Raw genomic sequence first — 11,768 nt, forward strand, 5'->3', positions numbered from 1 at the left:
TGTCCGGGTGGCTACCGGGCCGGGGCGGCCGGCACCCGGGGCCCGGGGATCTGCACGGGGGCGGCCGCCGCGCGGACCACGACCGCGGAGTTGAACCCTCCATGGCCTCTGGCCAGGACCAAAGCCGTGCGTACGGGCGCGGTGCGCGGCTCCAGGACGAGGTCCAGTCGGTGTTCCGGCGCGGGGCGGGACACGTTCGGCGTCGGTGGAATCCGTCCCGTGTTCAGCGTCAGCAGGGCCGCGGCGACATCCACCGGGCCGGCGCCGGACGACAGTCGGCCGGTGGCGCTCTTCGGCGCGGTCACCGGAACCCCGCGCGGGCCGAAGAGGCCGGTGACGGCCTCCGCTTCGGCGCGGTCCAGTTCGGCCACCCCTGCCGCGTCGGCGAACACCACGTCGATGTCGGCGGGCCGTACGCCCGCATCGGCCAGGGCTCCTTCCGCGGCTCGCCGCAGCCCCGGCGGGCGCCCCGAGCCCGGCCGCGGGTCGAAGGTGGCGGCGTAGCCGGCGATCGTGCCGTAGACCCGCGGGGCGCCGCGGCGCGCGGCCGCCTCGGAGTCCTCGACGATCAATATCGCGCCCCCTTCACCGGCCACCCAGCCGTTGGCGTCCTCGTCGAAGGGCAGGTAGGCCCGGCCGGCGTCGTCGCGCGTGCTCAGCCGCCCGCCCGCGAGGTGGGCCGACCAGCCCCACGGGCAGAGAGAACCCTCCATACCGCCGGTGACCACCATGCGTCCGCCCTTGCGCAATTGGCGCCGTGCCTGGCCGAGGGCGTCGAGACCGCCTGCCTGGTCGGCGACCAGTACGCTGCCGGGGCCGCGCAGGTCGTGCCGGATGGAGATCTGGCCGGTGTTGACGGCATAGAACCACGCGAAGGACTGGTAGGCGCTGACGTACTTCGGCCCTCGGCTCCACAGCCGGTGCAGTTCCCGCTGGCCGAACTCGAATCCGCCGGAGGAACTCGCTGTCACCACGCCCGCGCTGTACTCGGGGAGGTCCTGCGCGGACAGGGCGGCGTCGGCGAGAGCCCAGTCCGAGGCGACCAGGGCCATCCTGGTCATCCGGTCGGTTTGCGGCAGCAGCCGTTGCGGCAGGCGCTTCGCCGGGTCGAAACCGGTGACCTCGCCCGCCAGCCGGGCCGGATAGCCGTCGGCGTCGAAGCTGCTGATGGTGCCGATGCCACTGCGGCCCGCCAGCGTGGCGGACCAGTACTCGGACAGTCCGGCGGCGTTCGGTGTGAGGACACCGATTCCCGTCACCACGGCGCTCATCGGGATGCTCCGTCCACGCGGCCGAGCACGATCGCGCTCTGAAAGCCCCCGAACCCGCTGCCGAGGCTGAGTACGGAGTCCAGCCCGGCCTCCCGGGCTGTGAGCGGTACATGGTCCAGGTCGCACCGGGGATCGGGGTCCGTGAGGTTGGCGGTCGGTGGGATGACGCCGTTCTCGATGGCCAGTGCACAGGCGGCTATCTCGATGGAGCCGATGGCTCCGAGCGAGTGCCCCACCATCGACTTGATGGAACTGACCGGGGTGGTCCGGGCGTGCTCACCGAGGCTCCGCCGGATGGCCGCGGTCTCGTGCCGGTCGTTCTGCACGGTCCCGGAGCCGTGCGCGTTGACGTAGTCGATGTCACCCCGCTCCACCCGGGCTTCGGCCAGCGCCGCGTCGATGGCCTCGGCCAGCTCTCGGCCGTCCGGACGCAGGCCGGTCATGTGGTGGGCGTTGCACCGGGTGGCGAATCCGGTGATCTCCGCGTACACGTGGGCGTCCCGCGCCCGTGCGTCCTCCAGCGTCTCCAGTACGAACACCGCGGAGCCCTCCCCGAGGACGAAGCCGTCCCGGGTGCTGTCGAACGGCCTTGAAGCGTGCTCCGCATCGTCGTTGCGCGCGCTGGTCGCCCTGATCGCGTCGAAACAGGCCACGGTGATCGGTGAGATGGGCGCCTCGGTGGCACCAGCGATCATGATGTCGGCGCTGCCCTCCCGGATCAGGTCCACGGCGTGGCCGACCGCGTCGATGCCCGAGGTGCACCCTGTGGAGACCACCCGTACCGGCCCCTCCGCGCCGAAGCGGACCGCCAGTTCGGCGGCCATCGAGCTGGGCACGAAGTAGTCGTAGGTGGTGGGGAGCACCGAGGTGTGATCGACCTGCCAGTCCCGGCCGCCGTCGCTGGCGACGGCGAACTCCCGTTCCAGGCTGACCGTGCAGCCGACCGCACTGCCCAGGCTGACGCCGAAGCGGTGCGGGTCGAGGGTGTCGGTGCGCAGGCCGGAGTCGGCCACGGCATCGCCGGCGGAGACCAGGGCGAACTGCGCCGCGCGGTCCAGCCGCCGGATCTGTCTCGGGGTGAGCCCCGCGGCCTCCGGATCGAAGTCGCACTCCGCCGCGATCCTGGAGCGGAACGGCGAGGCGTCGAAGCGCTGGATCGGACGCGTCGCGGTGCGCCCGGACGTCAGCAACTCCCAGAATCCCTTCACACCGGGACCGGCGGGCACCACCGTTCCGATGCCCGTGATGACGACCCGTCTGTCCATCACTTCTCCCTTCCGGCCGGCCGCGCGCGGCCCGCCTGGTTGTCGCTGTCGCCCGCCGGTGCCGGGGCAAGAGCCCGGTACAGCTCGACGCAGTCTGCGTACCGGGGCAGCACCCCGGCGCGGGCCGCGTCGGCCACCGTCGGCGCGGCGGCGTCCTTGTCCGACAGGAGCGGCTCCCCCTCCAGTTGCCAGGGCAGGCCGAGGGCAGGATCGAGCGGGTGGATGTCGATCTGCGTGCCCGGCACGTAGGCGGTCGAGCAGACGTAGCTGATGCAGGTGTCCTCGGCCAGTGCCAGGAACCCGTGGAAGAGCCCCTCTGCGACATAGACCGCCGTGCCCGAGGCGGCGTCCAGCACGCTGCTGGTGTACTGGCCGAACGTGGCGGAGCCGAGCCGCAGATCGACCACGATGTCCTGGAGCACGCCGCGCACGCAGCTCACGTACTTGGCCTGTCCCGGGTCCAGGGCGACGCCGTGCAGTCCGCGCAGCGTCCCCCGTGCCGAGACCGAGTAGTTGATCTGCTGCACCGCGAACCGGTGGCCCGCCGCGGCACCGATCTCCTCGCACCGCAGGGACTCGAAGAAGCATCCGCGGGCATCCGTCTTCCGGTCCGGTGTCACTCTGAGGACCCCGGGCAGCCGCGTCCTCGCGATGTGGTGCGTCATCGGCCCGGTGCCCTCACGCGCCGAGCACGTGTCCGGCATACACACCGGCCGCTGTCTCGAACTGCAGAGCCGCGTGGCTGGTGGCCGCGTTCACATCGCGCCAGTACCGCTGCACGGTGCTGCTCTCCTCCTGCCCGCCGGCGCCGGTGCACCGTTGCAGGCGGTCCACCGCGGAGCGCGCGAAATCGGCTGCGACGGCGTGGTCGCGGTGGCTGCGGACGACCAGGTCGGTGGTCCACGGCCCGGACGAGTCCGCCGTCGCGGCAATCCTGCGGAGCAGGAGCGCGGCGGCGTCCACCTCCGCGGAGGACCGGGTCACGGCGAAGCGCGCCCCTGCCTTCTCCCTGACCCGTACGGCTCTCCCCATGACGACCTCGGTCCGGTCCACCATCCGCCGCGACCACGCCGACAGCGCGCCGCTCGCGGCTCCGACAGCGGGGGTGGCCATGGTGAGCCCGTTGACCAGCCGGAAGGGAACCCGGTGGCAGTGCGCCGCCGGCTCTTGCGCCGTTCCCTCCAGCAGGGCCGTCTGGAGAAAGGTGCGGTGCGCGGGCACGAAGACCTTCTCCAGCACCGCCGTACGGCTGCCCGTGCCCCGCATCCCCACCGTGAACCAGGTGTCGTCCACCTGGACGTCTGCGGCCGGGACCGCGAACACCCGCAGGGCCGAGCGCGCCTGGCCGGGGTCCCGGGCGAACAGCAGCACCCAGTCGGCGAAGTCGATGCCGCTGACGAACTTCCAGCGTCCCTCCAGCACCCAGCCGCCCTCGACGGCCTCGGCGGTGCCGCTGGGGACGACTCCGGCGCAGATGATCGCGTCCGCGCCGCTCGACCACACCTCCTGCCGCCCACGCTCCGGCAGGTATCCGGCCAGGCGGGCGTGCGAGGCGAACAACGAGGCGCACCAGGCCGCCGCGGCACACTCCTGTGCCACGGCGAGCACGGCGTCGACGAAGCCGGAGAAGTCACCGCCCTGCCCGCCGTGGTCGCGGGCGACGAAGTGGCCGGGGAATCCGGCCGTCCTGATCGCGTCGACGACGGGGCGGGCCAGCCGGCGCTCGCTGTCGGCCTCCCCGGTGTACTGTGCCGCGGTCTCGGCGACCTCGGCCGCGCGGACGGGCAACGGCGACAAGGACATACTGTGCTGGAGCATGCAAGCCTCCTCGGGCCGGCCTCGCGGACTCAGGGACGTTCGGCGATGAAGACGCGGTGCATCGCCCGGGGACCGGAGTGCGAGCGGACGTCGGTGAACCCCGCGCTCTGAAGCATCCGTTGATAGGTGCCGACCGAGTGCGTCTGCCCGTCGAAGGTCTGCACGAGCATGATCACGGAGAACAGGTAGGGCAGCGGGTTCGTCTCCGGCGTGTCCTCCTCCTCGCGGGTGTGCCCGACGACGGCGATCCTGCCGCCCGGCTTGACCGCCTTCGCCACCCTGCTCAGCAGCTCCGTGGCCTTTTCCTCACGGAAGTGGTGGAGCACGTTGGTCAGCATCACGATGTCGTAGGGGCCGCCCAGGTCGGTCTCGAACATGTCGCCCGGCACGAACGAGGTCCGGTCCAGCAGGCCCAGTCGTTCGGCATTCCGCTCGGTGATCTTCAGTACGTTCGGCCAGTCCAGGCACCACAGCTTCGCCCTGGGCTCGCGCCGGGCGAAGAAGAAGCCGTACGAACCGTGGCTGCACGCCACGTCGAGCACGTCCACCGATTCGCGTCCGGCCGACCACGGCACCAGCTGATCGGCCATCACGTCCGCCGCGCCGTTGTTGAACCAGCTGGTGTGGTGGGCGAAGTCCTCCCAGTAGTCGAACTCCGGGGTGAGGGCGTGCGTTTCGGTGACGGCGCGGCCCGCGCGCACGGCGTCCACCAGGTTCTTCTGCGCGTCCCATTCCCAGTCGCTGGCGCCGATCCGTACGGCACCGCCGATGAACCGGCTGCCCGAACTCACCAGCAGGTCCGCGCCTCCCGCCGGGAGCATGTAGCGCCCCTCCCCGGTGCGCAGCAGACCGATCGCGGCAAGCGCGTCGAGCAGGATGCGCATGCCCCTCGTGTCCGTCCCCAGGCGGTGGGCCACTTCCCGGGCCTCCAGCGGCCCGCTCTCCAGCTCGTCGAAGACCCGTAGCTGCACGGCGGCACGCAGCAGCGCGGTCTTCACGTAGCCGCGCAGGATGTCGTGCAACGCCTTGGGGTCCAGCTGTTCCTCGTCCTGTACGGACATCGTCACCTTCTCCTCCGGGAAACCTCCCGCCCCGGCACGGCAGCCCTGAGGCCACACGATCGACGGGGTGGCATACGGCAGATGCTGGCAACGCCGTCTCGAAGGCCGCTCGAGGCCCGGTGCACATGTGTCCGCATCGCGGTTCAAGTGCCCTTCCAGGGCCCGGATGTTGGGTGTTCGTGCCAGACCGCCGAGCCGTGGAGGAACCCGGAGATGACCGAGACCCCTGTACTGATCTGCGGTGGTGGCCTCGTCGGCCTGTCCACCGCCGTCCTGCTGGCCGGCCGGGGTGTCCGCCCCCTGGTCGTGGAACGCCACCCGGGTACCTCGCTCCTTCCGAAGGGACGGGGGCTGAACGTACGGTCCATGGAGATCTACGGCGCGGCGGGCCTGGCGGGCGCCCTTGCCGCGGCACCGCAATCGGTGCTCACCCGCTGCACCGAGGTGATCCGGGCAAGGGACCTGTGCGCGCCGGTGGAGAGCCGCTCCGCCAGACAGGCCCCCGGCAACCTGGCGGGACTGAGCCCCGCGAAGCCGCTCATGGTGGACCAGAACGTGGTCGAACCCGTCCTTCGGGAGCGCGCCCGACAGCTGGGGGCGCAACTGGAGTTCGGAACCGAACTGCTGGGGCTGGACCAAGACGCTTCCGGGGTGACGGCCCGGCTGCTGGACCGCGACAGCGGCCGGGAGCGTGAGCTGCGCGCACGGTACCTGGTGGCCGCGGACGGGCATCGCTCCCCCGTGCGGGAGGCATTGGGCATCGGGGTGGACCGGATCGGCCGGTCCCGGCAGTTCGTCAACATCCCCTTCCGCGCCGACCTCTCCGGGCTGCTCGCCGGTCACCGGACCGCCCTGGCGTACCTGGGCCGCCCGGTCCCGGACACCATGCTGACCCGGCTGGACAACGAGGAGACCTGGGTGCTGATGGTCCCCTTCGACGGGGCCACCGCCGCCGAGGAGGTATTCACCCGGGAACGCTGCGCACACTCGGTCAGGGCGGCGCTGGGCGCGGACGTGGACGTGGAGCTGCTGTCCCTGAATCCCGGGGAGCCCACGCTCGTCCAGTCCTGGGAGCTGTCCTCCTGGGTCGCGCGCCGCTACCGCGCGGGCCGGGTGCTCCTGGCGGGCGACGCCGCACACGTGATGGCACCGGCCGGCGGGCTCGGTGGCAACACCGGCGTCCAGGACGCGCACAACGTCGCGTGGAAGCTCTCCCTGGTGGTGCGAGGACTCGCCGGCGACGCACTGCTGGACAGCTACGAGCTGGAGCGCAGGCCGGTCGCGCTGGTGACCCGCGACTACTGTGCGCAGCGCCAGGAGAGTCGCACCTCGGGCGACGGTGACCGGTCCATGGCGGTCGACCCCCTCTCCATGAGCCTGGGATACCACCAGTTCTCGGCCGCCGTCCGCGCACCGGGAACATCCGGCGCCATCACGCCGGCATCCGAGCTGTGGGGTGCTCCCGGCACCCGGGTGGCCCACGCGGTGCTGCGCGGCCGGGACGGGGAGATCTCCACCCTGGACCTGTGCGCCGGCGGCTTCTGCCTCCTCGCGGCCGCGGACGGCGAGAAGTGGGTGCGGGCCGCCCGCGCCGCAGCCGAGGAGCGTGGCCTGCCGCTCTCGGCGGGCCGGCTGGACAAGGAGTGGGAGGACATCGGTGGAGTGGCGGCCGCCACGCTGCGCCTGAGCGGCGAACAGGCGCTGTTGCTGCGTCCGGACGGCTACGTGTGCTGGCGCTCCGAGGAGGGGGACGATCCGGGGCGTGCTCTGCCGGAGGTGCTGGACACGGTCCTCGCGCGGGAGGGGCTCGTGACCGCCTCCCACAACGAGCGCAGCGCGTCGGACGTGCGGTAGCGCGCCGTCCACCCGAGGGCCTTCGCGGCAACGGCCGGATCGACCTCCTGCCAGCCGAGCGCGGAGCGCAGCCCCACGCCGGAGCCGGCGTCAGGACCGGCTCCGGCTCCGCCCCGCTCCGGTTCGGCCGGTGCGGGCAGTTCGGCGGGGATGCCGCTGATCGCTATGAGCGCGTGGACGAGCTCGCGGGCGGTGAGCGCGCGCCCGCTTCCGACCGGCACTGCTGCTCCGGGCACCCGGCCGCGCGCTGCGGCGAGGACAGCGTCCGTCATGTCCCGCGCGTCGAAGAAATCGCGTGCGGAGGGCGTCAGTTCGAGCCGGAGCCGCAGCGTGCGGCCCGGCTCGGCAGCGGCCAGCGCGGCGGCGGTCCGGCCCGGCAGGCTCTGCTCGGGGATGCCTGGCCCCAGTACGTTCGCCAGCCGCAGGACCACCGCGTCCACCTGCCCGGCCGCGCCCGTCACCAGCCGGGTCGCCGCCAGCTTGGTGCGCCCGTACGCGGCGGTGGGCCGGCACGGCGTCGTCCCGGTCAGCCGCACGCCCGCCGGGGTGTCCCCGTACTCGTGCACGGTCCCCAGGTGGACGAAACGGGGCCGGGCCTCCAGCGCCGCCAGCGCATCGAGGACGGTACGGACCACCAGGACGTTGGACCGCCGCATCTCCTGCTCGGTGACGCCGCCCCACAGTGCCCCTGCCGCGTTGACGACGAGAGCGGGTGACAGTTCGGCGAACAGACGCGTGAGGGCGTCAGCCGGGACCGCTGCGAGATCGACGCCGATCGTCCGTGCGCCCGGTACCGCCACGTGCCGCCTGGCCAGCGCCACCACGTCGTAGCCGTGTGCCGTCAGTGCCGCGCACAGGTGCCGCCCGACGAAGCCCGTCCCGCCGAGGACGACGGCCCGCCACCGCACCGGTCCGCTCGCCGCGGTGCCCTCCGGCATTCCCGCTCCCCCCATCGCCGTCCCTTCGCCCTCGCCGCCCCGTCTTGCGACCGGGCTGCCCAGCGCCGCACCGTCTTGCGACCGGGCTGCCCAGCGCCGCACCGTCCGTTCAGGCCGAGGCCACGAACTCCTTGATCGTGTCGACCACGTAGTCGATCATCTCGGTCGTCAGCCCCGGGAACACGCCGACCCAGAAGGTGTTCTCGGTGATGAGGTCGCAGTTGGCCAGGTCGCCGCTGATGCGGTGCCGGCGGTTCAGGTAGGCCGGGTGGCGGGTGAGGTTTCCGCCGAAGAAGCGGCGGGTGCCGATCCTGCGTTGCTCCAGGAAGTCCACGAGCGCCCGCCTGCTGAAGGGGGCGTCCGGCTCGACGGTGAGCACGAAACCGAACCAGCTCGGGTCGCTGCCCTCGGTCGGGCGGGGCAGCAGCAGTCCGGGCACGCCCTCCAGTCCCTCGCGCATCCTCGCCCAGTTCCGCCGCCGCAGGGCGCCGAACTCCTCCAGCCTCGCCAGCTGGCTCAGCCCCAGGGACGCCTGGAGATCTGTGGACTTCAGGTTGTACCCGACGTGGGAGAAGATGTACTTGTGGTCGTAGCCGTGTGGCAGCGTGCCGAGCTGGTAGTCGAACCGTTTGAAGCAGGTGTTGTCCTCTCCCGGTTCGCACCAGCAGTCCCGGCCCCAGTCGCGCAGCTGCTCCACGATGCGCGCCAGCGCGAGATTGCCCGTCAGTACGCACCCGCCCTCGCCCATGGTGATGTGGTGGGCCGGATAGAAGCTGGTGGTGGACAGGTCCCCGAACGTGCCGGTCATCCTGCCCTGGTAAGTGGAGCCGACCGCGTCGCAGTTGTCCTCGACGAGGAAGAGGTCGTGCTCTTCCGCGAGTTGTGCGATCTCTGTCGCCCGGTAGGGGTTGCCCAGGGCGTGGGCGATCACGATCGCCCGGGTGCGCGGGGTGATCGCGGCGGCGACCTGGTCCGGGGTCGCGTTGTAGGTGCCCAGCTCCACATCGACGAAGACCGGCGTGAGCCCGTTCTGCACGATGGGGTTGACGGTGGTGGGGAAGCCCGCGGCGACGGTGATGACCTCGTCCCCGGGGCGCAGCCGCCGGTCCTCCAGCTGGTCCGAGGTGAGCGCGGACACCGCCAGCAGATTCGCAGAGGAACCGGAGTTGGTCAGGTGTGCCTTGCGGAGCCCGAAGGTCTTGGCGAACTCCTTCTCGAACCTCCGCGCGCTCGTTCCGGCCGCGATGCGCATCTCCAGCGCCGCCTCGGTCAGGGCGACCCGGTCCTCCTCGGTGAGAACCGCTCCGGAGCTGGGGACCGGGGTGACACCGGGGACGAAACGCTGCCGGTTCTGCTCCTGATGGTACTTGCGCACCTCTTCGAGGATTCGGTCCTTGGTCTCCGGCACGGTTTCTCTCCTTAGCTGGGAAGGGACCTTCGTGGGGCCGGTTCGGCCCCGTCGGGCGGACGGGCTGGACGGGACCGCCCGGACGGGCAGCGGTGACGTTCTCCGTTACCGCTCTGCCGCCGGCCAGCCTGTGCGTGCGCGCTCAAGACGCCCTTGATGCCCGGGTGAGCGCCTTCTGAGGTGCCGGTCACCGGCGTCGGGCCGACTCCCACATGTCCCGGAGCGTTTCGTCCCGTCCCCGGCGCGGGTGCCACCGCAGCAGACGGGCTGCGAGACGGGGGTCGATCTCCTGCCAGTCCGGTCGGCCCCGCTCGCCGGGCCCGGCGGGCCGACGCTCGACGAGGCGCGCGGGCACCCCGCTCGCCTCGATCAGTCCGAGCACCAGCGAGCGCACCTGGACGGCCCGGCCGGAGCCGATGTTGACCACCCGTGCGGTGGCATCGGCCTGCGCGGCCAGGAGCACGGCCACCGCCGCGTCCCGCACGTCGAGGAAGTCCCGACGGTCGCTGAGCGTGAACAGCTCGATGGTGGCGGGCGAGCGGGTGCGGTCGGCCTCGGCGAGCCGCGCGGTCACCCCGCCGAGCATGCTGCGGGGCGGCATGCCGGGTCCGAAGACATTGCCCAGCCGCAGTACGAGTCCGTCCACCCGGCCCTCGCCGGCTGCCCCGAGCACCAGGCGCGAAGCCTGGAGCTTGGTCTCCCCGTAGGGGGAGACGGGCCGGCAGTCGGTGGTCTCGGTAAGGCGGGCACCGGCCGGGATGTCGCCGTATTCGTGGGTGGTGCCGAGATGGATCAGCCGGGGGGCGAAGGGCAGCGGCGCCATCGCTTGGACCAGGCGCTCCACGAGCCGGACGTTGGAATCCACCAGCTGCTGCCGCGCCGGACTGCCCCACACCGCGCCCGCGGCGTTGATTACCGCGGTGGGACGCTCCGCGTCGATCAGCCGGCGCAGTCCGGCAGCGGGCAGGGCGGCCAGGTCCAGCCGCAGGGAGCGGACGCCGGCCGGGCCCGGCCCTCGGGAGATCGCCAGCACCTCGTAGCCCCCGGCGGCGAAGGCCCCGCAGATGTGCCGCCCCAGGTGGCCCGATCCCCCGAGAACGAGCACCCGCGGGCGGCGCCCGGCACGGACCGGGCCTGGCGGCGTCGCTTGCCCGTTCACCGGAGCGCGCACCTGCGGACCTCGTCCACGAGAGCGGCCTGAGCGGCTGTCCCCGCGTCGTCCGCGCCGGACCCGCCACGGGCGACGGCGGCGGCGAACCGCGCCAGGGACTTGGCGTACTGGTCATCCGGGGGCAGCGTGAACTCCTCGGCATGCCCGTGCCGCCGGACCCTGACCACCGCCGCGTGGTGCTCGGTGGGGGCGAAGGCGTGCGGGACCTCGATCGAGCCGGCCGATCCGAGCAGGTGGTAGTCGGCCCGGTAGAAGTGATCCATGCCGAAGACAGCCTGCGCGGTGGCACCATCGGCCGGACGGCACAGCAACGCGGAGCCCGCCACGTCCACTTCGCACCCCTGGGGCCGGCGCAGCACCGCGCCCGCGACCTCCAGGTCGTCCCCGAGGAACAGCCGGGCGACGTGGACCGGGTAGCCTCCGTTGTCGAGGAGCGATCCGCCGCCCAGTTCCGTTCTGTGGCGGAAGTCCCCCGCGGGACGCGGTGGCACCGTGAACGTGCTGCTCAGCGTGCGCAGTTCGCCGATCGTTCCGTCCGCCAGAAGCGTGCGGACGAATGCGTGCTGGGCGTGCTGGGGGAACATGTAGTTCTCCCGCAGCACGAGATCCCCCCGGCGGGCGACTTCGAGCAGTTCCCGGGTTTCCGCCGCCGAGGTGGTGAGGGGTTTCTCCGCCAGTACGTGCTTGCCGTGACTGAGTGCCTGCCAGATCCACCGCGCGTGCAGGCCGCTGGGCAGCGGCACATAGACGGCGTCCACGTCGGGCTGCCGGAGAAGTTCGGCGTAGCCGGTCACCGGGCGTCCGCCGAAGCGGGCGGTCGCGGCGGCGGCCCGCTCCGGCGACCTGCTGGCGATCGCGGTGAGCCGGACCGCCTCGGTCCGCCGCACCGCGGGCAGCACCCGCCGCAACGCCACGTCGGCGCAGCCCAGTACGCCCAGGCGCAAGGGAGCACCGGAGTTGTCGGAGTACGGCATGGGCGAGT

Annotated in this window: 9 protein-coding genes and 1 pseudogene; 1 reads left to right on the top strand and 9 read right to left on the bottom strand. The window is 72.3% G+C overall.

Going from position 1 to position 11,768, the window contains the following annotated elements; translation table 11 throughout:
• Positions 1-11: 11 nt before the first annotated feature.
• The 5 genes from G3I42_RS34070 to G3I42_RS34090 are packed head-to-tail and all read right to left on the bottom strand — an operon-like array spanning position 12 to position 5,415.
• Complete coding sequence (locus G3I42_RS34070) at positions 12-1,271, bottom strand: ketosynthase chain-length factor (protein ID WP_164291521.1); 1,260 nt, start codon at positions 1,269-1,271, stop codon at positions 12-14.
• On the bottom strand, positions 1,268-2,536 hold the full coding sequence (locus tag G3I42_RS34075) for a beta-ketoacyl-[acyl-carrier-protein] synthase family protein (protein ID WP_164291522.1): 1,269 nt from the start codon (positions 2,534-2,536) through the stop codon (positions 1,268-1,270). The genes G3I42_RS34070 and G3I42_RS34075 overlap by 4 nt, the downstream gene beginning before the upstream one ends.
• Positions 2,536-3,201 (bottom strand): dTDP-4-dehydrorhamnose 3,5-epimerase family protein, encoded by a 666-nt coding sequence (locus tag G3I42_RS34080; protein ID WP_164291523.1) that lies wholly within the window; start codon positions 3,199-3,201, stop codon positions 2,536-2,538. The genes G3I42_RS34075 and G3I42_RS34080 overlap by 1 nt, the downstream gene beginning before the upstream one ends.
• Positions 3,202-3,214: 13 nt before the next feature.
• Positions 3,215-4,354: an acyl-CoA dehydrogenase family protein gene (locus G3I42_RS34085; RefSeq protein ID WP_164291524.1), complete on the bottom strand. Its 1,140-nt coding sequence runs from the start codon at positions 4,352-4,354 to the stop codon at positions 3,215-3,217.
• Between the two features lie 29 nt (positions 4,355-4,383).
• Positions 4,384-5,415 (bottom strand): methyltransferase, encoded by a 1,032-nt coding sequence (locus tag G3I42_RS34090; RefSeq protein WP_164291525.1) that lies wholly within the window; start codon positions 5,413-5,415, stop codon positions 4,384-4,386.
• A gap of 213 nt (positions 5,416-5,628) precedes the next feature.
• On the opposite strand from G3I42_RS34090, the gene G3I42_RS34095 reads away from it, so the two are divergent.
• A complete protein-coding gene (locus tag G3I42_RS34095; RefSeq protein WP_164291526.1) occupies positions 5,629-7,269 on the top strand; it encodes an FAD-dependent monooxygenase in 1,641 nt (546 codons plus the stop codon).
• A 164-nt stretch (positions 7,270-7,433) separates the two neighbouring features.
• On the opposite strand, the pseudogene G3I42_RS38100 reads toward G3I42_RS34095, so the two are convergent.
• From G3I42_RS38100 to G3I42_RS34115, 4 genes and pseudogenes are all read right to left on the bottom strand, one after another.
• A pseudogene (locus G3I42_RS38100) lies at positions 7,434-8,222 on the bottom strand (NAD-dependent epimerase/dehydratase family protein); the annotation flags it as partial.
• A 94-nt stretch (positions 8,223-8,316) separates the two neighbouring features.
• Positions 8,317-9,615: a lipopolysaccharide biosynthesis protein RfbH gene (gene rfbH / locus G3I42_RS34105; protein WP_164291528.1), complete on the bottom strand. Its 1,299-nt coding sequence runs from the start codon at positions 9,613-9,615 to the stop codon at positions 8,317-8,319.
• 187 nt (positions 9,616-9,802) lie between these two features.
• Complete coding sequence (locus G3I42_RS34110) at positions 9,803-10,774, bottom strand: NAD(P)-dependent oxidoreductase (RefSeq protein WP_164291529.1); 972 nt, start codon at positions 10,772-10,774, stop codon at positions 9,803-9,805.
• Positions 10,771-11,760, bottom strand: coding sequence for a Gfo/Idh/MocA family oxidoreductase (locus tag G3I42_RS34115; protein WP_164291530.1), 990 nt, complete (start codon positions 11,758-11,760; stop codon positions 10,771-10,773). Before G3I42_RS34115 ends, G3I42_RS34110 begins: the two co-directional genes overlap by 4 nt.
• Between the last annotated feature and the right edge of the window lie 8 nt (positions 11,761-11,768).

The sequence above is a fragment of the Streptomyces sp. SID11385 genome (genome assembly GCF_010548245.1).
Classification (GTDB): domain Bacteria; phylum Actinomycetota; class Actinomycetes; order Streptomycetales; family Streptomycetaceae; genus Streptomyces.